Consider the following 20,257-nt stretch of genomic DNA (forward strand, 5'->3'; position numbering starts at 1 on the left):
ATGAGGGGTGTAAAGGTCTTTCTTACCGGACAGAGCCTGTCATCGACGAGTCCAGGGCGACTCGGTGACGTGACTCATACTCGAATATCTGGACAAGTCCGCCGAACGACAAAAGTGTCCACCAGTCAAGACGCGCCGCAGATTTTCCGGCCCGCCGATGGATTCCCCGAAGAAGGTCCGGCCCCATGTACCGGCCTTCTGGGCTACGGGGATGGCCCGTTATCCGATTTTGACATGTTCAGCGGCAAGTTTGCGCCAGTCCGAATGGCAAGATGCCCTAACCAATCAGGGGGGCGACATCGACAGCCGTGTGTCCCTACCGCCTGGCACCACACCCTCACCTGCCGGAGGAATCCCGATCATGACCGCACGCACCACCTGTCGCCCGGCCGCGAAGTACCGGATCGCCGCGGTCTGCGCCATCGCGGTCGCCGGCACCATGCTGCTGACCGCCTGCGGTGACCAGACCAAGAACGGGTCGAGCCCCTCCGCTTCCGACCAGGCCCCGCTCGCCCACCTCCTGCCCGCCGCGATCAAGGACAAGGGCACCCTTCGGGTCGGTTCGGACATCGCCTACCCGCCGGTCGAATTCAAGGACAAGTCCGGCAACACGGTCGGCATTGACCCCGACATCGCCGCCGCGATCGGCAAGCAGCTCGGCGTGACCCTCCAGTTCCAGAACGGCACGTTCGACACGCTGATCACCGGTCTGCGCTCCAAGCGCTACGACCTGGCGATGTCGTCCATGACCGACACCAAGGACCGCCAGCAGGGCATCGACCCCGAGACGAAGAAGAAGGTCGGCGAGGGCGTCGACTTCATCGACTACTTCAACGCCGGCGTCTCGATCTACACGCGCAAGGGCGACGACCAGGGCATCACGTCCTGGCCCGGCCTCTGCGGCAAGAAGATCGCCGTCCAGCGCAACACCGTCTCGCACGACCTCGCCAAGGCCGAGTCGAAGAAGTGCCCGGCCGGCAAGACGATCACGATCGAGACCTTCGACAACGACCTGGAGGCCCAGACCCGGCTGCGCAGCGGCGGCGTCGACGCGGGCTCCTCCGACTTCCCGGTGGCCGCGTACGCGGTGAAGACCTCGGGCGGCGGCAAGGACTTCCAGATGGTCGGCGAGCAGGTCGACGCGGCCCCGTACGGCATCGCCGTCGCCAAGGGCAACGACCAGCTCACCCAGGCCATCCGGGCGGCCCTGGACGCGGTCATCAAGAACGGCGAGTACGGCAAGATCCTCGCCAAGTGGAAGGTGGAGGACGGCGCCGTCACCGAGGCCAAGATCAATGGCGGGTCCTGACAGGGCATCGGCGCAGAAAGGTTCCTCCCGTGACTGACTTCGAGAAGAAGAGAAGCGGCCCGGCCGGTCCGCCCCCCGCGCGGCCCGCCCCGCCGTCCGGCCCCGAGACGATCAGGGCCATCCCGGTCCGGCACTACGGCCGGTACGTCTCGGCGATCGTCGCCATCGGCGCACTCGTCGCGATCGTCTACGCCTTCAGCCAGGGCAAGATCAACTGGGGTGCGGTCCCCGACTACTTCTTCGACGACCGCATCATGAAGGGCGTCGGCCAGACCCTGCTGCTGACCGCCCTGTCCATGGTCATCGGTGTCGTCGGCGGCATCCTGCTGGCCGTGATGCGGCTGTCGAAGAACCCGGTGACCTCGTCGATCGCCTGGTTCTACATCTGGTTCTTCCGCGGCACCCCGGTCCTGGTCCAGCTCTTCGTCTGGTTCAACCTCGGCCTGGTCTTCGAGTACATCGACCTGATGCCGATCTACAAGGACTACTGGTCGAGCTTCATGACGCCGCTGCTGACGGCGCTCCTCGGCCTGGGCCTGAACGAGGCCGCGTACATGGCCGAGATCTGCCGTGCGGGGCTGCTCTCGGTCGACGAGGGCCAGACGGAGGCCGCGCACGCGCTGGGCATGAGCCACAACAAGACGCTGCGCCGCGTCGTGGTCCCGCAGGCCATGCGGGTGATCGTGCCGCCGACCGGCAACGAAGTGATCAACATGCTCAAGACGACGTCGCTGGTGGCGGCCGTCCAGTTCTACGAGCTGTTCAAGTACGCCCAGGACATCGGGCAGGGGTCCGGGGCTCCGGTCGAGATGTACTTCCTGGCCGCGGCCTGGTACCTGATCATGACCTCGGTGCTGAGCGTCGGCCAGTACTACCTGGAGCGGTACTACGCGCGCGGTTCCAGCCGCAGCCTGCCGCCCACCCCGTTCCAGAAGGTCAGGGCCAATCTGCTGTCCCTGGGCCGCCCGAAGGGAGGCATGGCATGACCGCCATGGTGAAGGCCGAGGGCGTCCACAAGTCCTTCGGCGCCGCGCACATCCTCAAGGGCATCGACCTGGAGGTCGCGCCGCGTGAGGTCTTCTGCCTGATCGGCCCGTCCGGTTCCGGCAAGTCGACGTTCCTGCGCTGCATCAACCACCTGGAGAAGATCAACGCCGGACGGCTGTACGTCGACGGCGAACTGGTCGGCTACCGGCAGAAGGGCGACAAGCTCTACGAGCTGAAGGACAGCGAGGTCGCGCTGAAGCGCCAGGACATCGGCATGGTGTTCCAGCGCTTCAACCTCTTCCCGCACATGACGGCGATCGAGAACGTCATGGAGGCTCCGGTCCAGGTCAAGCACGAGTCCAAGGCGGTGGCGCGGGCCCGCGCCGAGAAGCTGCTGGACCGGGTCGGCCTCGGCGACAAGGCGAGGAACTACCCCTCCCAGCTCTCCGGCGGCCAGCAGCAGCGGGTGGCGATCGCCCGTGCCCTGGCCATGGAGCCGAAGCTGATGCTCTTCGACGAGCCGACCTCGGCCCTCGACCCGGAACTGGTGGGCGACGTCCTGGACGTCATGCGCGGGCTCGCGGAGGACGGCATGACGATGGTCGTCGTGACCCACGAGATGGGCTTCGCCCGTGAGGTGGGCGACGCGCTGGTCTTCATGGACGACGGCGTGGTGGTCGAGTCGGGCCACCCGCGCGACGTCCTGACCCGCCCGCAGCACGACCGGACGAAGTCGTTCCTGTCCAAGGTCCTGTAGAACCCGGGGCGGGGGACGACCTCCCCCGCCCCGCTTCCTCCGCTTCCTCTGGCCCCTCAGCGTCCTGTGCTTCCGCTTCTTCTACTTCCTCGGCAGCAGCGCCGGGTTGAGCAGCAGGGACCGCAGCTGGTCCCGGGTCAGCGGCGGGTTCTTCAGAAGCGGTCCCTGCGCCCGCTCCCCCCTGAATCCGGTGCTGTCGCGAACGGCGAGCACAGCGCCGTCCTTCGTCACGAGCCGCCCGGTCAGCTCCCGCCCCCACCGCGGCGCACCGGTGCGGGTCATCGGGTCGCTCCAGACGGTCAGCACACTGCCGTCCGGCCGCTTCTCGTTCACACAGTCCGGCATGCCGGGCACGCCCTGGGCGGGCTCGCACGGATCGCTCCCCGCCACCGGGCTGCCGGTGTCCATGTACCCGATGACGAGGTAGCCGACGCCGCCGTCCCTGCGTACGGAGAAGTGCCCGTCCAGCGGGCCCTGGAGGTGCTCCATCTCCTGCTGGGAGGTGTCGCCCTTGAGGATCACCGACAGCGAGACCTGGTCCACGGTCCCGACGCCCCCGGGCAGCACCTTCGCCAGCTCCTTCGCCCGGCCGCCGTTCCCCGCGAGCTCCACCGGGGCCGCCACCGTCGCCTCCGGCGCACCGGCCCGGCCGCCCCGGTCCCCCGCCGGGGCCAGGCCGGGTACGACGACCGCCCCGGCCGCGACGGCCGCGACAGCGGCGGCCGAGACGCCGACCCGGCGCCGCAGCCGCACCCGGGCCGCCCCGGCGTACACCGCCCGCGCCGAGGTCACCGGCTCGCCCGCGTCGTCCGCGGCCCGCCCCAGCAGCGTGTGCACGTCGTTGTTCATACCAATTCCTCCGCCATCTCGGCGCGCAGTGCCGCCAACCCCCGAGCCGTGTGGCTCTTGACCGTGTTCTCCCGCATCCCGAGCAGTCCGGCCGTGGCCTCGACGCTCAGGTCCTCCCAGTAGCGCAGGACCAGTACGGCCCGCTGCTTGTCGGTGAGCCGGGCGAGCGCCGCCCGTACCGCCAGCCCGGTGTCCGTGTCCGGCGCCCGGCCGGGGCGGTCGGGCAGTTCTCCGCAGGACTGCTCCCGCCGCCAGAACCGGCGGCGGGACGCGATGAAGGTGTTGATCAGCGTCTTGCGCGCGTACGCCTCGATGTTGTCGAGCCGTCCGTACCGCCGCCCTCCGAGCACCACCTTGACCAAGGTCGCCTGGACCAGGTCATCGGCCTCGTGCCGGTCGCCGCAGAGCAGGTACGCGCTGCGGAACAGCGCGGTACGTCTGCCTTCGACGAAGGCGTGCAGCGCGGCATCGTCATCGATCCGCATCGTCGGCGCCCCTCTCCCGGGTCCGCGGGTGCGGACCGTCTCATCCCTTCCAGTGCGGTGGGAGGCACGGCGGGTTGCGGCGGGAACAGAATCCCGCGGCGCGAACGGGCGACGGTGCGACGGGAACGCAAAGGAGGGAGGGTGGTGCGGCGGGTCCGCCGCACCACCCTCCCTCCTTGCCGCCCGTCACTTCACGGCGAGCACCAGGGTGTCCGAGGGCGAGGCCCAGACAGCCCGCGCCTCGCCGAATCCGGCCGCACGCAAAGTGTCGATGTGCCAGGCCGCGGGAGGCATGTCGCCGTCCGCGTGCTCACCGTAGATCCGGTACCGCTCGGCGGTCGGCCCAGCGAGCACCGGGTCCTTGGCGGCCAGCGCCCACCAGTCGGCCCAGTCGACCGCGCCTGCGTCCTTGGCCAGGTCCATCGCGGCGTGCCGGTGGGCGCGCTCGGCCGCGTTGATCCGGGGCGTGGCGGTGTCGATCATGTGGTCGGCGTTCATGAAGACGCCCCCGTCCCTGACCAACCCGCCGATGTGTCCATAGAGCGCGGTGAGCGGTTCGGCGTGCAGCCAGTGCAGGGCGGTGGCGGTGAGGACCGCGTCGTAGGAGTCGTACGGCAGCTGCGCGGCCCACTCGGGGTCCTTGAGGTCGGCGGTGACGAACGTGACGCGCTCGTCCCCGTCGAAGTAGCCGCGCGCGATGGTGAGCAGCGCCGGGTCGAGGTCCACCCCGGTACTGGTGGCTTCCGGGAACCGCCGGAGCAGCCGGTCCGTAATACTTCCCGTACCGCACGCGAGGTCCAGCACCCTCGGCCGCGGCCCCACGACGGCCTCGACCATGTCCAGCATCACCCGGAAGCGCTCCTCGCGGTCGGGCATGTACCACTCCTGCTGCCGGTCCCAGCTCTCCTGCCAGGCCCGCCAGTCCGTACCTGTCGATGTCTCTGCCACCGGAACCTCCATGTAATACCCTGAAGCGGAAAACAACTATTACGCCGCTTGCTGCAACGACCATAGACCGACGCCGTAAGGACTACAAGTGGAACTGGCCTATTACTCGGATTACGCCGTGCGTCTGGTCAACACCGAGGAGCCGACCCGCAACAAGGACTCCCTCACCTCCGTGGAAGCCGTCCGCGAGCTGTTCGGCCCCAACCAGCAGGCGGCCCGGCGTGCCACCGACGCGGACGTGACCCGCTTCAGGTCCGTACGGGCCCGGCTGCGCTCGGTCTTCGAGGCGGCCGACGGCGGCGACGAGACGCTCGCCGTCGACCTGCTCAACTCGCTGATGCTGGAGTTCCCCGTCAGCCCGCAGATCTCCGGCCACGAGACCCGGGACGCGGACGGCACGCCGGACTGGCACATGCACCTGGCCGACCACCCGTCGAACGCGACGGCCGGGTACGCCGCCATCGCGGCGATGGGACTGGCCTTCCACCTCACGTCGTACGGGGTCGGCAGGCTCGGCCTGTGCGAGGCGTCCCCGTGCCGCAACGCCTACCTCGACACCTCGACCAACCGGTCCCGCCGCTACTGCTCGGACCGCTGCGCGACCCGCGCCAACGTGGCCGCCTACCGGGCCCGCAAGCGCCTGGAGACGGAACGCGCGGCCGACACCGGACGCAGCGCGGAGACCGCCCAGGCCGCCACTCCCCGCACCGAACGCTGACCCTTCGCCAGCGGCCGGTACCGCACCCGGACCCTGGCCAGGACGAGCTCCTCGGGGACCGCCCCGTAGTCGGTGCTGTCCCCGCCCGCGAAGCTGTTGTCGGCCAGCACCCACCAGCCGCCCCGGCGCCGCTCGGCGGCCCGCTTCACCACCAGCAGGTCCTGCTGGAACGGATGCCGCAGGATCACCACGTCACCGGGGCGCACCGGGGCCCCGTACTGCACGAGCAGCCAGTCCCCGTGATGGAGCGTCGGCACCATCGACGGCCCCGTCACCTCCACCACCTGGAACGGCACCCGAGCCGCCAGCCCCCGTCCGGACCGTTCCTGCGTCCGCTCAGGCACCTCTGGCACCTCCTGCATCTCCGGCACCTCCCCGGTCCGTACCGCACACGTTCCGTACCCGTCTCGGTAACAGCGTCCCGTACATTCGGCCACTGGCCCCATCCTCGCCCCGGACTTTTGGCCTAAGCCCACGGGGGCACCCGGGAAAACCCGTCTCTCACCGAGTAATGTCCCACCTGAGAAGACGATCACGAGGAAGGACAGCCCCATGCTTTCCCGCCTGTTTGCCCCCAAGGTGAAGGTCAGCGCCCACTGCGACCTGCCCTGTGGCGTGTACGACCCGGCCCAGGCCCGCATCGAGGCGGAGTCCGTCAAGGCCGTCCAGGAGAAGTACCAGGCCAACGAGGACCCGCACTTCCGGGCCCGCGCGGTGGTCATCAAGGAGCAGCGCGCCGAGCTCGCCAAGCACCACGTCTCGGTGCTGTGGAGCGACTACTTCAAGCCCCCGCACTTCGAGAAGTACCCGGAGCTGCACCAGCTGGTCAACGACACCCTCAAGGCCCTCTCGGCCGCGAAGGCCTCCACGGACCCGGAGACGGGCCAGAAGGCTCTGGACCTCATCGCCCAGATCGACAAGATCTTCTGGGAGACCAAGAAGGCTTGATCTCCCTCTAGGCCGCCTGACCTGCATTTTCTCGGGTCGTGCTGCCTAGCTGTCCGCACCCGGTCCGCAGGCCGCCGAGCACGGCGTCCATGACGGCCCGGGTGCGGTCTTCTTCGCCCGGCCACAGGTGCGCGTAGATCCGCAGCGTGATGACGGCGGACGCGTGGCCGAGGACCAGCTGCACCTGCTTGACGCTCGCTCCGCCGGCGATGAGCGCGGAGGCGTAGAAGTGCCGCAGGTCGTGGGTGACCATGTGCGGCAGCTCGACGGGCTTGCGGCCCTCGCGCTCGGCCGCCTCGTTCTCCGACGCTTGGAGCGCCTTACGGGCGCAGTTCCATTCGGTCTTCCAACGACGGTAGTTGAGGGGTTCGCCCTCCTCCATCGTGAACAGCCACTCCTTCGAGGGGCGTGCCGCGAGATGCGCGAGGAGCGCGTCGGTGACGACCTCGCCGACCGGGACCGTACGCCGGGACTTGCCGGTCTTCGGCGGGCCGGTCTTCCCGGACTGGAGCCGCTGCCGCTCGACGCGGATGGTGCCGCTCTTGAAGTCGACGTCCGAGACCTTGAGGCCGAGCAACTCGCCTATGCGCAGGCCCGACCCAGCCAGGACGACGATCGCCGCGCGGATGTACGGCGGCATGGCGTTGGACATCGCCTCGACCTGGGCGACCGTGGGCGGCGTGATCTCCTCGTCCGGGATGGGCGGGAGGGTGATCCGCTTGCACGGCGTCACGGGGATGACCTTGTCTTCGACGGCGGCCGTCATGACGCGGACCAGGACGTCATAGACGTTGCGTACGCTGCCGGGGCCCAGCTGCTCGGACAGCTTCTTGAACAGGGCCTGGATGTGGCTGCGGCGCAGTGACGCCATCGCGTAGGCGCCGAGCGCGGGTATGAGGTGGACCCGCAGGGCGTTGTCGGTGATGCGCGTGCCCGCCTCACCGGCGATCTGCTCGCCCTCCCACTTGGTGGCGTACTTCTCGAATGAGATCTTTCCTGCCCGTGGGTCGACGTACAGGCCGGTGACCATGCTGGTCGTGACCTCGTCGAGCCACCGCTGGGCGTCGAGCTTGCGGTCGAAGTGGCGGGCGTGTTCCTTGCCGTCGGCGTCGCGGTATCGGGCCCGCCATTTGCCGTTGGGACGCTTCTGGATGTTGGCCAAATCGGTTCTCCTTCGGGTTGGTTATCGGTAGTAGCCCCCGGCCTCGATGTCGGCGGTGAGGGTGCGTGCGTCACGCTCGTCCCCCATGAGGCGAAGGCACTGCTGGTGGATGGCGCGTGCGCCGTCGGGGTGGGCCTGGATGTACCCGGCTGTCGCGACGACGGCGTGGTGGAGGCGGTCCTGGGCGTCGCGGGATTCGTAGTACGCCTCGACCGCCTCCTGCACCAGACGCCGCCCCTCCATGTCGATGCCTTCGAGCGGCGGGGACATCAGCTCTTCGAGGGGCAGCTCGAAGACTCTGCTGAAGGCGAGGGCTTCGTCGAGGTTGATGCGGCGGCGCGGCTCGCCGTTCTCGATGCGCCAGACAGCCGTCTGGTTCATCTTCACGCCGGCCTTGGTCACGCGCTCCGCCAGCTCGGTCGTGCTCCAGCCCCGCACTTCACGCTCCAGCGCCACGCGCGCGGCGACGTTCCCCTCGCTGTAGAGCATCGGCACCTCCGTGCCGCCCGTCATGCCGTCCGCCATCGTTCTCCCTCACTCGCCATCGCTATCCAAATTGAAACACACCCTTCCCGGTTTGGTTAACCGGCGATCACCTGGCACTAGTTATGCAGATCGCATTGACACTTAGCCGAAAGGGATACTGCATGGCTCGATACCTCACCACCGCCGAAGTCGCCGAGCGCTACCGCACGGCCGCGAGCACCGTCCGCTACTGGCGGCAGATCGGTAAGGGACCGCGCGGCGTCAAGATCGGCAAGCGGGTCCTGTATCCCGAGGCCGAGCTGCAGCGGTACGAGCAGGTGCTGGCCCACGGTCAGAACGAATGGGGCACCGCAGCATGAGGCGCCGGTCTCGACCCCTGGCACGGAAACGGCCCTCGGCGAGCCAACGCCGAGGGCCGGAAATTCCCCTGCTGACCACCCGTCCCTGAACGAACGAGCTGGTGAGGGCGGACCTTGCCCGTCCTGCCCTCACCGGAGAGGAACGCCTGTGGAGGACTCTATGTCCCCCAGCACCACGTACACATCCCGCGCTGTCTGGCCGACGGCGGCCGTCCCCGGCGAGGGCATCCCCTGGCGCCGCGAGGACCAGCCCCCTGCTGATGCGGCACCAGAGGACCGTACCCGCGACGCATCCGGTCCTCTGGCGCCGCAGGCTCCGGCCTCCATATCCACAGCTAGTGGAAACGCGCAGGCCAGCGAGCAACACGAAATCACGGTCACCGATGCCGGAGCGAGTGCCGGAGACCCCGAAGGCCCCGGGGCCGATGCAGTTCCTGACGGGGCCGTGCTGCTGGACGAATTGCGGGCGGCGATCGGCAGGTACGTGGTGCTGTCGAGCGAGGAGGCGCTGACCGCGGTCACTCTGTGGGTGGCGGCCTCCCACATCCAGCCTGCTCTGCAACATGCGCCGCGTCTGGCGGTGGTGAGCCCGACGAAGGGCTGCGGCAAGTCCCGGGTGCTCGACGTGCTCCACGAGACTGTGCACCAGCCGATGATGACGGTGAACACCTCCCCGGCTGTCATCTTCAGGGTCATCGGCAAGAAGCCGCCCACCCTGCTGGTGGACGAGGCCGACACCATCTTCGGCCCCAAGGCGGGTGACAAGGAGGACCTGCGCGGGCTGCTCAACGCGGGCCATCAGCGCAACCGGCCCGCCTGGCGGATCTCCGGGCCAGAGCACAAGCCGACTCCGTACCCCACGTTCGCCATGGCTGCGCTCGCAGGGATCGGCGACCTCCCGGACACGATCATGGACCGGGCGGTCGTGCTGCGGATGCAGAAGCGCAAGCCGGGCGAGAAGGTCACCCCGTTCCGCTCCCGGTATTCGGTGCCCGAACTCAACGCCCTGCGTGACGAGCTGGCCGCGTGGCTGAGTCCGCTGCGCGGCCCGGCTTCCCGCATGGTGCCGAAGATGCCGGTGGAGGACCGGGCAGCGGACACCTGGGAGCCGCTGGTCATCGTCGCCGACCTTGCCGGCGGTCACTGGCCCGCCCAGGCTCGTGCCGCCTGCCTGGCGATGACCCGGCACGAGGCAGCGCAGGACGAGCAGGCCAACCTGAAGACACGGCTTCTGCGCGACATCCACCGTGTCTTCGAGCGGGAGAGCAACCCCGAGGCCCTGGCCACCCAAGACCTGGTCGCCGCCCTGATCCAGGACGCCGAGGGCCCCTGGGCGGAGTTCGGCACCAAGGGTTTGAACGCCTACCACTTGGCCAACTTGCTGCGGGACTTCGGCATCAGCCCGGCCAACCACCGCTTCGACAAGGGCAAGCAGGCGAAGGCGTACATGCGCAACCGGTTCCTCGACGCCTGGGCCCGCAACTGCCCCGATCTCGCTGAGGCGACGACCGCTTCCGAGCAGGGGGCCACTCCCCCACGGCAAGCCCGCCGGTTGCCGCTCGCCCCACCAACAGGGTCGCTGCCCATCGGCCCGCCCGGCAGCGGGACGGGGCCCAAGCCCACTCGCTGACTCCAACCGGAGTCCGTATCAATCCGTCGCGTCCGTCCCCGCGCAGGTCAGCGCGGGGACGGACGTCCTCACCGGGACGGAGTCCTCCGTACCTGCACCTGCGTCCGTACCTGCTCTGACCAGCCCTGCAACGGATGCGACGGATGCGACAAGGTCCCGCCCGCGCGCCATTGGAGCACCACCATGCACGACACCCACACCGATGACCACCACCCCACTCCCCGCCGCAGGGGGTGGTTCGGCCTGGCCCGACGAGCAGCAGCAAGCTGGAGCGAACGAGCCTCTAACGAGGCTTCGTCCGCGCTTGCCTCCGCCCCTGGGGTGGCGGAGGAGGCCGGGCGCCAGCGGGCGCCCGAGCCGAGGGGAGAGGTGACCGAGTCCGGCGCTGAATCCTGCGCCGACAGCACCCATCAACCGGACGCCGAGTCTGTCGCCCCGCACACCGAATATCGCGCCCATAACCGACCGCCCGTCGAACAGCCCTCGTGGCGCGAGCCCGACGCCCCAGTGCTGCCTGCGCAGATGAACCGCAAACGCACGATCGAGAAGCGCGACCAGGACAAGACCATCCGCTTCACGCCGACCGCCGTCCGCATCATCGGCGCCGAGGCTGAGCGGCGCGGCCAGAAGTTCGCAGGGTTCGTCGGCGATGCCGCCCTCGCGGTCGCGCTCGGCAGGGCAACCCTGGTCGGCAGTCCTGAAGACGACCCGATCCGCCCGCTGGTGGAAGCCGTCGAGGCGCACACCAAAGCACTGAACCGGATCGGCACCAACCTCAACCAGATCATGGGAGCCATCCACTCCGGCGCCATACCCGAGCAGACCGAGGCGGTCCTCGACCGCATCGAGCAGGCAGCCGTGGCCAGTTACGAGTTGATCGACCAGCTCCTGGCGGAAGGGGCCCACCATGGTTCCTGACGTCTCAACAGGCTCCGACACCCTCGGCCTGATCAACTACCTCTTCGGGCCGGGTCGGCGAGACGAGCACACCGATGCGCACATCGTCGCCGCCTGGGACATGGCCGGCGCTCCCGACCCCGGCCGCGATCCGGGCGCCACGTACGCCCAGCTCGCCAAGCGGCTCGACCACCACGTGGACCTGCGCACTCACGAGCTAGCAGGCAAGAGGCCGCCGAAGCACGTGTGGCACTGCCCTGTTCGTACGGCGCCCGGTGACCGCTACCTGACCGACATCGAGTGGGCCGAGGTCGCTCGCCGCATCGTCGCTGCCACCGGAATCGCCCCCGACGGCTACGAGAAAGCCTGCAGGTGGATCGCCGTGCGCCACGCGGACGACCACATCCACATCCTCGCCACCACCGTCCGCGCCGACGGTCGCCGCCCCCGCACCCACCGCGACGGACAGCGAGCCCAGCGCGAATGCCGGAAGATCGAGACCGAGTTCGGGCTGCGCCAGCTCAAGTCCGGCGACCTGACCGCCCCCAAGACACCCACCGGCGCCGAGCGCGCCAAGGCCGAGCGCCAAGGCCAGGAGGTGACCGCGTGGGAGTGGCTGCGTGAGCGCGCGTACGCGGTCGCCGCCTCGGTACACGGCGTCGACGACTACTTCACCGTGTTGCGGTCTCTGGGCATCCAGGTCAAGCCGCGCATCAGCACCAAGTCCGGCGAGGTCGACGGCTACAGCCTGGCGGCTCCCAACGACACCATCTTCTTCGGCGGCTCCAAACTCGCCCCCGACCTGTCCTACAAGCGACTGCTCGAACGTCTACCCGCTCAGGACGTCGCCGACCGCCCGAAGACGGCGACCGACCCAGCGGACACGTGGCGCCGCACCGAAGCCGCCGTGTGCACCGCACGCACGGCCCTCGGTGCGGATGGCGATGCTGTGGCTCAGGGCCACTTGGAAGCCTTTGGCGGAGCCCTGCACAACCTCGCCCACGCCACAACCGGCCCGCACCAGGCCGAGCTGCAAGCAGCGGCCCAGGTATTCAACCGGGCCCGCCGCTCGGCGATCCGGGCCGACCACCAGGCCGCCAACGAACTACGCCGGGCCGCTCAGGAACTCGCCTACGCCCCGAGCATTCCGGGCGGACTCACGATCGCCCTGGTCTTCGCCACCTTGCACGTGGCCCGCGCCGCAGCCAAGTGGCACGCCCAGCGCGGCCACGAGCAGCAAGCGGCAGCCGCCGAGCAAGCCCTCCGCCACCTGGAGGCGGGCTATCGCCAGGCTGCCGCGCCCGTCCTGGCGGATCTCACTCGCCGTGCGCCACGCCAGCAGACCATCGACCGCTTCGAAGCCACTGTGCGCCAAGCCGTCCCCGACCACGCCGACCGCATCCTCGCCGATACCGCCTGGCCTGCCCTGGCCACCACTCTCGCCATGGCGGAAACCGCCGGGCACAACGCCCGACGGCTTCTCGCCGAGGTGGCCGCACGCCGAGAACTCGACACGGCTGAACGCCCCGCCGAGGTCCTCAACTGGCGCATCGCTGCACAGCCGAACAAGCGGGCACAGGCAGCACGCACGCGAAGCACCCGCAGTGCCACATCGGGAGCGCTCGCACCGCAGCGCGCATCCGCACCAGTCCGCGAGCAGACCGCAGAGCGCGGACGACGCCGGTAGGAGGACGGGTTACGCACAGTTCCTGCGTCAGTCCCGACCAGGAACGGACAACGCGGCCACCAACCCGTTGACGTCTCCGGTGTAGACGATGGCTTCCTCGTCATCAGCCGGGACGTCGAAGCGGGCGAAGAAGTCGTCGAGGGCTTCGGGAGTGACGGTGAGGGCGTTGGCGTCCTCGCGCTCATTGCGTACGGCGAGACGTGTCAGCAACTCCTTCCGGTCGACCGGAAGGTAGACCACCAGAGGCAGGCCGCCCGCCTCGCGGGCGGCCTGCCTCCATGCCTCGCGCTCATCGCGGCGCCAGAGCCCGTGGTCCAGGACGACGTCGTTCCCGGCTGCGATCTCCTTGGTGAAGCGTTCCCGAATGGCTGCGACCACCGGTCGCTCCCGCTCGAAGTAGGTGTGCTCGGGGTAGTCCACGCCGTACCGGCCGTGGAGGCGGTGCACTTCCTCATCGACCGACAGCCGGATGTAGCCGTGAGCGGCCAGGGCCTGGGCGACGGTGGTCTTCCCGGAGCCGGTGAGACCGGCCAGGAGTACGGCGACAGGCACGTCGTGATTCCTTCCGCGACGATCGTGCGGGAACGCTGGCATTCTTCCTGATCAATCCTGGCCGCTGTACGCGTGTGGCTGCCAACCGGCGACGATGCTGCGGGCCTCGGCCTGCCAACCGGAAGGCAGCCGGTCCAGGTTTACCCGGCGGAAGGCGAGCCGCGGGTCGCTGATGTTGATCGCGCCGCCGTGTCGGCCGACGTGGGCGAGCAAGCGGCCGGCTTCGTCGCGCACGGCTGGGCTCTGTTCCTGCCACGTACCGGAGCCGAAGTGCTGAACTCGGCGGCGAAGGTCGTCCAGGACGCCCGCGCGCCACTTGAAGTGATGCACCGCGCAGATGCTGTCCGCGTCCGGTCGGTGCCCAAGAGCCCGGTGGTTCCCGGAGGCGACGGTGGCGTCATGGCGGGCGAGCGCGATCTTCCTGGGATCGCCGTGCAGAAGCCGGTGGGTGAGGTGACCGCCGAGGGGATAGGCGAGGTCGAGGCCACCTTCGGGCAGCCAGCCAGTCGGACGCCCGCTCGCTGCAACGCGGTCGAGCAGCAACCCACCCACCACACGGTGTCCGGTCTCCTCGGCCTGGGCGACAACCTCGGCGAGCGGAGCCGGGTACTGCTGGAATTCGTCGGCGTCGGCGAGCAGGTGCCAGCCCGGACCCGCAGTGCGGCGAAGGGCGTCGCGGAGCTGAGTGTTGGTGTGCTCGTGCCACGGCCCCGTGCTGGTACCGGAGGGGACGATGCCCAGCTCTCGGCAGGCGGCCTGAATCTCGTGTCGCTGCCGGTCGGGCACATGCTCGGGGAAGTGAAAGGCGATGAGGAACCGCTCGACGCCCAGCCACCGGTAGTGGCGGACCCAGTCGGCGAGGAGCGGCACCTCGACGGGGCCGATGACGGCAATGAGAGCTGGAGGCGCGGTCAGCATCGGGGCTCCTTCATGTGCAGGGAGGCGAAGGTACGAGCGAGGAAGTCGGCCTGCTCTTCGGCGGTCCGCATCCCCAGCAGGTGCGGCGCCTGGGACCCAGGCCGTTCGGGCGACTGGCGGACGAGCGTGTGCAGGCGATCGACGAGGCTGTCCGGATCGCCGGCGGAGAAGCTCAGCGCCCACCCCTGATCTCGAAGTCGAGCGGTCAGGACCGGGTCGTGGTCGGAGAGGATCAGGGAGACGCCGAGACGGGCGGCGTCCATGGCAAGCCCTGATTCCTTGCCGACGCCATGGTGGCGGGCGACCAGAGCTGCGTCGGCAGCGGCGTACACCAGCCGGAGCACGCTCTCGGCGACTGGGCCTGGAACCACGTGCAGGCGAAGGCGGGGCAGGTTCCGCCACCGTTCCAGGACCCTCTCGTCCAAGGGGTCGCCCGTGACCACGAGGTGCAGCGGTTCCCGCAGGCGGGACAGCGCGGCATCGACGGTCTCGATGTCCTTGTACGGCCACCAGCCGCCCACCAGGCACGCCACAGCCTCGGCGGCAGGAATGCCGAAGGCGAGCCGACCGCCTTCCCGTTCAGCATCGGTGAGTCGGCGGCCGTCGTCGACAGCGAAGGCCCGGACCACTGCGGGCAGGTCGGGAAAGGCTGCGGCGAGTTGATCGCCGACAGCCTGGGTCGGGCACACCACGACCACTCGCTGCTCGCCCCGGCGGGCGAGGCGGCCGAGCAGCCTCACGGGGGCATCCTCGGTGGTGACCTGCTCATGGACGTACCGCAGGTGCGGCAGGCCGCCGAGGAGAGCTGCGGCCCCGTGCAGGGCCTCGCTTGCGGTCAGGACAACCACCGCCTCGGCACCCGGCTCCAGGAGACGGCCGGTCCGCAGCGCCGATGCCTCCGCCAGGCATCGGGCGATCAGGGTGACTTGGTGCGGCAGCCGCCGCAGAGAGCGGGACCAGCAGCGCGGGCGCAGGAGCCATTGCCCGGCCCCGGCAAGCAGGGCCAGGAGGTGGCTGGCTGCCAGAAGCAGCGCCGCCTCCCACCCGGTCGGCGTGGTCACCAACCGGGCTTCGGCCCTGCGTAGCGCCGTCACCGCATCTCGGGCGATCCCGTGCGGGGCGACGACCAGGCTGCCGGGCCTCGCCTGAGCAAGCGCCACAAGGGTGCGCTGATGGTGCCCGCCCAGGCGGTCGGCGTAGGGCTCGATGAGTACGAGCGGGGTGGTCATCCGGAGACCGCCTGGTCCCCATGAGCGGCGGCGAAGCGGTCTCGTAGCCAGGTGGGGTCATTGAGATGGTTGAACCGTCCCGCATCGCGAGCGGCGTCACGAGCGAAGGCGACCCCTTCGCGGGCGCCAGCAGCGGCGAAGGCGGCGAACTCTCCGTCGTGGCTGGTCGTCCATGCCTCCACGCGCCGACGCCCGTCGTCGTCAGCCATCCCGTACTCGCTGCCGCGAGCGAGCATCGCGCACTCCCTGAAGCCCGCCTTCCAGGCGTGGAAGGGGCTCTGGTTGAACCGCGTGACGCCCGCGGTCTGTTCGGCGAACTCGATACGGCCGGGCAGAGCGGCGAGCACGTCCACGGCCTCGCCCATCTCGCGCAAGGCACTGCGCCGGATCAGTTTCAGTCCGCCGTATCCGTAGGACAGGCCGTTGACGGGGTTGACTGTCCGCCACACTCGCATGGACACGCCCTCGTCGAGCGGGGCGACGGAGACCTGATCGAAGTCAGTGTCGATGGCGAAGTCGCCGTCAGCGAGGAAGAACTGCTCGCGCTCGACGACCTCGGCGCACAGCCGGTAGGCCCTGCGCATCCCATGCACGCCGTGCAGACGCTTGACCAGGCCGCCGAGGGTCCGCTGCACGCGCGCGTGGAGGGAGTTGGCCATCGGCTCGTCGTACGACAGGAAGACAGCGTCGAACGCGGTCACGAGAGCGACTCCAGGTAGCGGGCGGCGATGAGGGAGGGGGCGAAGTCGGCGGTGGAGGCATAGGCACGCTTGGCGTGCAGGGTGTGGAACTCGTCGTCGGTGACGAGTCGTTCGGCCAGTGCGACGGCCTCGGCCGGGGTGGAGAAGCACAGCTCGGGATCGATGTGCTCGGCGAGCCAGCCCAGACGCGGGGCGATGACCGGCAGCCCCATGCCCTGGCAGTCGATCACGGACATGGACCAAGGACAGCCGGCCCGGAACGGTGCGATCCCGAAGCGGGCTCCGGCGAGGAGCTTCTTGTAGCGGATGCGGTCGCCGCGGTCGGAGACGACCTGGACGTGCGGCAGGGAGGCGAGCTTCTCGCGCATCCGCTCGGGGCTGTCGTCCAGCCCCTTCCTCTCCGCGCGGCGCTGGCCGAACAGGTTCATGACCCGCAGCCGGACCGTGCCCGTGGCGCTCAGCTGGCGGGCCAGATCGACGAACTGCTCGGTTCCGTAGTGCGCGTACAGCCGATGGTTGTAGATGCCGACTGCCCCGGCATCCGAGTCGGGCCGGGCGGTGGCGGGGTCGCGTACGAGCCGCTCGTCGCGCGGCGCGGGCACCACCCGCAGCTTGTCGCCGAGGTCCACCGTCATACGGGCCGCGGCGGCAGACGCCCAGGAAGCCGCCGTCGAGGAGTGCACCAGGACCCGGTCGCAGGCGGCCAGCCCGGCGGCGAACGCCAGCAGCACCGGCCGGCCGAGACCCGAGTCGTCCAGCGATGGATCGAGAAGGAGCTGACCACCGCCGTTGAAGGAGAACGGCAGGTAGTGGCAGTAGCCCGCCAGCAGAGCATCCGACCCCGCCTCCAGCAGGGCCGTACGGATCGCCGGCGCTTCCTCGACCTGATTGGCCACCACCACGTCCGGCTTCTCCGACCGGATCAGCGCCACCAACTCATCGATGTCGGGAGAGAATCGGGCCCGGTACTTCGTCCCCGGCACCTTCGTACAGTGGAAGCCGCAGCGCTCGTCGCCAGCCGGTGCCGGGGCCGCCACGGTCACCTCCGCACCGGCGTCCACCAAGGCCGGTGCGAGCAGATCCGCGAAGATCCAGCCCGAATCCGCTGACAGCCGGTCGGGGTTGGAGATGTTGAGCAAGTACAGCACTCGCATGTCGCGTCGCCTCCCTTGTCCGCCCGGAGGGTCGATCCGGGCCACTGAGGGAAGGAAAACGGCGACGCTGGCCGTGACGGGATGATGAACTTGGATCACTCACGGTTCATTCATGCTCACCGACGAGGACGCGGGGCGGGGCTTCGATGGAAGCGCAGGACGAGGACACCACGGTCGAGCAGGCGGCCGAGGACTTCGCCGCCGAAGTGGCACGGTGGCGCGAGGTGCGCGGTCTGTCCAAGCGCGCCCTCGCACACAGCATGGGCTTCGACCCGTCGTACATCAGCCACGTGGAGTCCGGCCGCCACAAGCCCAGCGAGGAGTTCGCGCGGCTCGCCGACGACGTGCTGAACGCTGGCAAGTCGATCTGGCGGCGCTGGCGGGACTACGAGCGCGCCAAGGCCAGTCAGGGTCACGCCCGGCGCCCTTCTGTGGCCCCACCGGCTCCGCGCGGACCCGAGCAGCCGTACGCAAGCGGCTCCGCCCTCGTCGTCGAGCACGACGCCGCACGGCTGGAGTACGACGGCCGCGCCTACCGGCTCACCATGCGCAGACTGCTGCGGAACACCGGCACCGACCCAATCACCCGCTACCTGATCCGCATCTCCGTCGACCGCTACCCCGGCGAGCCGGAGCGTTCCAACGCCCACTACCGCGCACACCCACTGACCTGGGACGAACTCGACCTCACGGCCACCTGCCGGGGCGAGACCATGCGCTGGCAGGCCAAGCACGACCGCGACGCGTTCAAGGAGATCTGGCTCCTGTTCGACAACGAGCACGGCCGCTTCCCGCTCTACCCCGGCGAATCCGTGTGGATCGAGTACGCGTACACCGTGGGCGACGAGAAGTGGGGCAACTGGTTCCAACGGGCCGTCCGGCTGCCCACCGAACAGCTCGAAGTCCAGCTCGCCTTCCCGGCTGCTCTCGACCCGGTGGTCTGGGGCGCCGAGACCTCCATGACCGCCGAAGCCTCCCCGCTGCGGACGCCGCCTGTCCGCCGCGACGACGGCGAGGTACGGCAGTTCACGTGGATCACGGCCGCGCCAGCTCTGCACGCTCGGTACCGTCTTGAGTGGCGGTTCAGGGCACAGCCCGAACGCGACATGGATCAAGGGGAGTTCAGGTGATTGACGTGCGGCCCAGCCAGCGCATGCGAGACCTCGGTGTCGTACAGGAAGGCGTCAGCATCCTCGCCGAACCGGCCCGCCCCTTCGACCTGCCAGCCGAGCGGGATGAGGCCGAACGTGTCACCGATGAGCTGTTCGCCGCGATGGACCGGATCGGCCAGGTACATCCCTTCGCCAAGGGCATGGGCATCGCGGCCCCACAGATCGGCATCGCCCGCGCCGTCGCCGTGGTTCAGCCGCCTGGCGACGCACCCGCCATCATCTTGGTCAACCCGCGAATCACTGAACGCTCCAGCGAGACGGACGAGCAGTACGAGGGTTGCCTGAGCTTCTTCGACGTTCGGGGCCTTGTACCCCGCCCTCTGAAGATCGCCGTCGAGACCACGACCCTGGCCGGCGAGGCAGTAACCACCGAGTACGAACACGGTCTCGCCCGCCTCATCCACCACGAGATCGACCACCTCGACGGCCTGCTGTACACCGCCCGCATGATGGCCGGAGTGGATCCGATCCCTGTGGAGGAGTACCGGGAGACCGGCCGGGCCTGGGCATACGAGTAAGCCGCCACCGCCCCGATCGGCGAGGGGGCAACCCGTGGCTCGGCCGACACCCAGCGGTAGCCGCAGCAATTCGGACACTTCTCTCCTCCAGCAGCTCGATGCTGGCGAGTTTGGACCTTCCGCCTCGTTTTCAACCCTCATACCGTGACTCGGGCAATTGCCCTTGAACCGGCGCTGCACACTCTCGTGCCGTGTCAGGGCGTTATGGGGGAACGGGGAGGGAAATATCGTGGATCCGTTGGCTTTTCCGGTGCTTGCAGGGACGGTTCTGACTGAGGCGGTCAGATTTCTGTTCGATCGGGCAAGTGCGGTGCTCGACAGGCGGGCCGGCCGTGTCCCAATTGATGAGCCGGAGAGCGTGGCGGGGCAGTCAGAAACTCTCCAGGTGCGCCCTGAAGAACTTACTGACGCACGTGTCGAGCGCATTAGCCAGGCACAAGGGGCCCTCCAGGTCTATCTTTCGCGCCCAGCTCTACTGCAAGGTGACGACGAAGCGCTCCGTGATCTCCTCGCTCAGTTGCGGCAGGACCTAGAAGCGCTGTACGGGCGTGGCCTTCCGTTCGGGGATGAGCAACGCTCTCGACCTGGTGCACATGTATCTCAGCACGCCGACGAGGTCTCAGGGCCGCAGGTGGGCATCCGCGCACAAGGGATGACGGCTAAGAGCCGCGTCGAAGTTACGCAGACCGCCAAGACCATCACGGAGACAGGCGAACAAGTCGGGCTGCACTTCGACGGACAGATCGGCTAAGGCTAACTAAACCATGAGCTTCGAGAACGAAAACGCTCGG

Annotated in this window: 23 protein-coding genes; 12 read left to right on the forward strand and 11 right to left on the reverse strand. The window is 69.0% G+C overall.

The window, feature by feature from the left end:
- Positions 1 to 361 precede the first annotated feature (361 nt).
- From ACFVWY_RS32195 to ACFVWY_RS32205, 3 genes are read left to right on the forward strand one after another with little or no spacing between them, the layout of a single operon-like run.
- On the forward strand, positions 362 to 1,309 hold the full coding sequence (locus ACFVWY_RS32195; RefSeq protein ID WP_389878441.1) for an ABC transporter substrate-binding protein: 948 nt from the start codon (positions 362 to 364) through the stop codon (positions 1,307 to 1,309).
- Positions 1,310 to 1,338: 29 nt separating this feature from the next.
- Entirely contained in the window at positions 1,339 to 2,295 is a 957-nt protein-coding gene (locus ACFVWY_RS32200; protein WP_389878442.1) for an amino acid ABC transporter permease, read from the forward strand.
- Complete coding sequence (locus ACFVWY_RS32205; RefSeq protein ID WP_389878443.1) at positions 2,292 to 3,053, forward strand: amino acid ABC transporter ATP-binding protein; 762 nt, start codon at positions 2,292 to 2,294, stop codon at positions 3,051 to 3,053. Before ACFVWY_RS32200 ends, ACFVWY_RS32205 begins: the two co-directional genes overlap by 4 nt.
- Before the next feature lie 81 nt (positions 3,054 to 3,134).
- Here ACFVWY_RS32205 and ACFVWY_RS32210 read toward each other — a convergent pair whose 3' ends face one another.
- The 3 genes from ACFVWY_RS32210 to ACFVWY_RS32220 all read right to left on the reverse strand — a co-directional run bounded on the left by ACFVWY_RS32210 (position 3,135) and on the right by ACFVWY_RS32220 (position 5,347).
- The gene (locus ACFVWY_RS32210) at positions 3,135 to 3,902 is read right to left on the reverse strand and encodes a hypothetical protein (RefSeq protein WP_389878444.1); all 768 of its coding nucleotides are present in this window, start codon (positions 3,900 to 3,902) and stop codon (positions 3,135 to 3,137) included.
- Complete coding sequence (locus ACFVWY_RS32215; protein ID WP_389878445.1) at positions 3,899 to 4,387, reverse strand: SigE family RNA polymerase sigma factor; 489 nt, start codon at positions 4,385 to 4,387, stop codon at positions 3,899 to 3,901. The genes ACFVWY_RS32210 and ACFVWY_RS32215 overlap by 4 nt, the downstream gene beginning before the upstream one ends.
- A gap of 186 nt (positions 4,388 to 4,573) precedes the next feature.
- Positions 4,574 to 5,347 (reverse strand): class I SAM-dependent methyltransferase, encoded by a 774-nt coding sequence (locus tag ACFVWY_RS32220; RefSeq protein WP_389878446.1) that lies wholly within the window; start codon positions 5,345 to 5,347, stop codon positions 4,574 to 4,576.
- A 76-nt stretch (positions 5,348 to 5,423) separates the two neighbouring features.
- Here ACFVWY_RS32220 and ACFVWY_RS32225 point away from each other — a divergent pair, with 76 nt between their 5' ends.
- Positions 5,424 to 6,053, forward strand: a complete 630-nt coding sequence (locus ACFVWY_RS32225) for a CGNR zinc finger domain-containing protein (protein WP_389878447.1) — start codon at positions 5,424 to 5,426, stop codon at positions 6,051 to 6,053.
- Here ACFVWY_RS32225 and sodX read toward each other — a convergent pair.
- Complete coding sequence (gene sodX / locus ACFVWY_RS32230) at positions 5,957 to 6,415, reverse strand: nickel-type superoxide dismutase maturation protease (protein WP_389878448.1); 459 nt, start codon at positions 6,413 to 6,415, stop codon at positions 5,957 to 5,959. The two genes, ACFVWY_RS32225 and sodX, sit on opposite strands and share 97 nt — an antisense overlap.
- A 190-nt stretch (positions 6,416 to 6,605) precedes the next feature.
- On the opposite strand from sodX, the gene sodN reads away from it, so the two are divergent.
- Positions 6,606 to 7,001 (forward strand): superoxide dismutase, Ni, encoded by a 396-nt coding sequence (sodN, locus tag ACFVWY_RS32235; RefSeq protein ID WP_389878449.1) that lies wholly within the window; start codon positions 6,606 to 6,608, stop codon positions 6,999 to 7,001.
- Between the two features lie 7 nt (positions 7,002 to 7,008).
- On the opposite strand, the gene ACFVWY_RS32240 is transcribed toward sodN, so the two are convergent.
- The gene (locus tag ACFVWY_RS32240; RefSeq protein ID WP_389878450.1) at positions 7,009 to 8,163 is read right to left on the reverse strand and encodes a tyrosine-type recombinase/integrase; all 1,155 of its coding nucleotides are present in this window, start codon (positions 8,161 to 8,163) and stop codon (positions 7,009 to 7,011) included.
- Positions 8,164 to 8,184: 21 nt separating this feature from the next.
- A complete protein-coding gene (locus ACFVWY_RS32245; RefSeq protein WP_389878451.1) occupies positions 8,185 to 8,688 on the reverse strand; it encodes a helix-turn-helix transcriptional regulator in 504 nt (167 codons plus the stop codon).
- Between the two features lie 122 nt (positions 8,689 to 8,810).
- Here ACFVWY_RS32245 and ACFVWY_RS32250 point away from each other — a divergent pair, with 122 nt between their 5' ends.
- The 4 genes from ACFVWY_RS32250 (at position 8,811) to ACFVWY_RS32265 (ending at position 13,222) form a co-directional block, all read left to right on the forward strand.
- Complete coding sequence (locus tag ACFVWY_RS32250; protein WP_389878452.1) at positions 8,811 to 9,008, forward strand: helix-turn-helix transcriptional regulator; 198 nt, start codon at positions 8,811 to 8,813, stop codon at positions 9,006 to 9,008.
- A 148-nt stretch (positions 9,009 to 9,156) separates the two neighbouring features.
- Positions 9,157 to 10,638 (forward strand): DUF3631 domain-containing protein, encoded by a 1,482-nt coding sequence (locus ACFVWY_RS32255; protein WP_389878453.1) that lies wholly within the window; start codon positions 9,157 to 9,159, stop codon positions 10,636 to 10,638.
- 321 nt (positions 10,639 to 10,959) lie between these two features.
- The gene (locus tag ACFVWY_RS32260) at positions 10,960 to 11,556 is read left to right on the forward strand and encodes a hypothetical protein (RefSeq protein WP_389878491.1); all 597 of its coding nucleotides are present in this window, start codon (positions 10,960 to 10,962) and stop codon (positions 11,554 to 11,556) included.
- Entirely contained in the window at positions 11,546 to 13,222 is a 1,677-nt protein-coding gene (locus tag ACFVWY_RS32265; protein WP_389878454.1) for a relaxase/mobilization nuclease domain-containing protein, read from the forward strand. Before ACFVWY_RS32260 ends, ACFVWY_RS32265 begins: the two co-directional genes overlap by 11 nt.
- A gap of 27 nt (positions 13,223 to 13,249) precedes the next feature.
- Here ACFVWY_RS32265 and ACFVWY_RS32270 read toward each other — a convergent pair whose 3' ends face one another.
- The 5 genes from ACFVWY_RS32270 to ACFVWY_RS32290 are packed head-to-tail and all read right to left on the reverse strand — an operon-like array spanning position 13,250 to position 17,776.
- Positions 13,250 to 13,774 (reverse strand): AAA family ATPase, encoded by a 525-nt coding sequence (locus tag ACFVWY_RS32270; RefSeq protein WP_389878455.1) that lies wholly within the window; start codon positions 13,772 to 13,774, stop codon positions 13,250 to 13,252.
- Between the two features lie 51 nt (positions 13,775 to 13,825).
- Positions 13,826 to 14,692 (reverse strand): glycosyltransferase family 2 protein, encoded by an 867-nt coding sequence (locus ACFVWY_RS32275; RefSeq protein WP_389878456.1) that lies wholly within the window; start codon positions 14,690 to 14,692, stop codon positions 13,826 to 13,828.
- Positions 14,686 to 15,921 carry a hypothetical protein gene (locus ACFVWY_RS32280; RefSeq protein ID WP_389878457.1) on the reverse strand — a complete coding sequence of 412 codons (1,236 nt, stop codon included), beginning with the start codon at positions 15,919 to 15,921 and terminating at the stop codon, positions 14,686 to 14,688. Before ACFVWY_RS32280 ends, ACFVWY_RS32275 begins: the two co-directional genes overlap by 7 nt.
- A complete protein-coding gene (locus ACFVWY_RS32285) occupies positions 15,918 to 16,622 on the reverse strand; it encodes a hypothetical protein (RefSeq protein ID WP_389878458.1) in 705 nt (234 codons plus the stop codon). The genes ACFVWY_RS32280 and ACFVWY_RS32285 overlap by 4 nt, the downstream gene beginning before the upstream one ends.
- Complete coding sequence (locus ACFVWY_RS32290) at positions 16,619 to 17,776, reverse strand: glycosyltransferase (protein WP_389878459.1); 1,158 nt, start codon at positions 17,774 to 17,776, stop codon at positions 16,619 to 16,621. Before ACFVWY_RS32290 ends, ACFVWY_RS32285 begins: the two co-directional genes overlap by 4 nt.
- Positions 17,777 to 17,922: 146 nt before the next feature.
- On the opposite strand from ACFVWY_RS32290, the gene ACFVWY_RS32295 reads away from it, so the two are divergent.
- From ACFVWY_RS32295 to ACFVWY_RS32305, 3 genes are all read left to right on the forward strand, one after another.
- Positions 17,923 to 18,906, forward strand: a complete 984-nt coding sequence (locus ACFVWY_RS32295) for a multiprotein-bridging factor 1 family protein (protein WP_389878460.1) — start codon at positions 17,923 to 17,925, stop codon at positions 18,904 to 18,906.
- Positions 18,903 to 19,466 (forward strand): peptide deformylase, encoded by a 564-nt coding sequence (locus ACFVWY_RS32300; RefSeq protein WP_389878461.1) that lies wholly within the window; start codon positions 18,903 to 18,905, stop codon positions 19,464 to 19,466. The genes ACFVWY_RS32295 and ACFVWY_RS32300 overlap by 4 nt, the downstream gene beginning before the upstream one ends.
- A gap of 229 nt (positions 19,467 to 19,695) precedes the next feature.
- Entirely contained in the window at positions 19,696 to 20,217 is a 522-nt protein-coding gene (locus tag ACFVWY_RS32305) for a hypothetical protein (protein ID WP_389878462.1), read from the forward strand.
- The last annotated feature ends 40 nt before the right edge of the window (positions 20,218 to 20,257 follow it).

Source organism: Streptomyces sp. NPDC058195, from assembly GCF_042883525.1.
GTDB lineage: Bacteria > Actinomycetota > Actinomycetes > Streptomycetales > Streptomycetaceae > Streptomyces.

Excerpts from the sequence above, each read along its gene's own strand:
- ACFVWY_RS32195 (WP_389878441.1), top strand. The coding sequence starts at position 362 with ATGACCGCACGCACCACCTGTCGCCCGGCCGCGAAGTACCGGATCGCC.
- ACFVWY_RS32205 (WP_389878443.1), top strand. The coding sequence starts at position 2,292 with ATGACCGCCATGGTGAAGGCCGAGGGCGTCCACAAGTCCTTCGGCGCC.
- ACFVWY_RS32210 (WP_389878444.1), bottom strand. The coding sequence starts at position 3,902 with ATGAACAACGACGTGCACACGCTGCTGGGGCGGGCCGCGGACGACGCG.
- ACFVWY_RS32215 (WP_389878445.1), bottom strand. The coding sequence starts at position 4,387 with ATGCGGATCGATGACGATGCCGCGCTGCACGCCTTCGTCGAAGGCAGA.
- ACFVWY_RS32220 (WP_389878446.1), bottom strand. The coding sequence starts at position 5,347 with ATGGAGGTTCCGGTGGCAGAGACATCGACAGGTACGGACTGGCGGGCC.
- sodX (WP_389878448.1), bottom strand. The coding sequence starts at position 6,415 with ATGCAGGAGGTGCCAGAGGTGCCTGAGCGGACGCAGGAACGGTCCGGA.
- sodN (WP_389878449.1), top strand. The coding sequence starts at position 6,606 with ATGCTTTCCCGCCTGTTTGCCCCCAAGGTGAAGGTCAGCGCCCACTGC.
- ACFVWY_RS32245 (WP_389878451.1), bottom strand. The coding sequence starts at position 8,688 with ATGGCGGACGGCATGACGGGCGGCACGGAGGTGCCGATGCTCTACAGC.
- ACFVWY_RS32250 (WP_389878452.1), top strand. The coding sequence starts at position 8,811 with ATGGCTCGATACCTCACCACCGCCGAAGTCGCCGAGCGCTACCGCACG.
- ACFVWY_RS32265 (WP_389878454.1), top strand. The coding sequence starts at position 11,546 with ATGGTTCCTGACGTCTCAACAGGCTCCGACACCCTCGGCCTGATCAAC.
- ACFVWY_RS32275 (WP_389878456.1), bottom strand. The coding sequence starts at position 14,692 with ATGCTGACCGCGCCTCCAGCTCTCATTGCCGTCATCGGCCCCGTCGAG.
- ACFVWY_RS32280 (WP_389878457.1), bottom strand. The coding sequence starts at position 15,921 with ATGACCACCCCGCTCGTACTCATCGAGCCCTACGCCGACCGCCTGGGC.
- ACFVWY_RS32290 (WP_389878459.1), bottom strand. The coding sequence starts at position 17,776 with ATGCGAGTGCTGTACTTGCTCAACATCTCCAACCCCGACCGGCTGTCA.
- ACFVWY_RS32295 (WP_389878460.1), top strand. The coding sequence starts at position 17,923 with ATGGAAGCGCAGGACGAGGACACCACGGTCGAGCAGGCGGCCGAGGAC.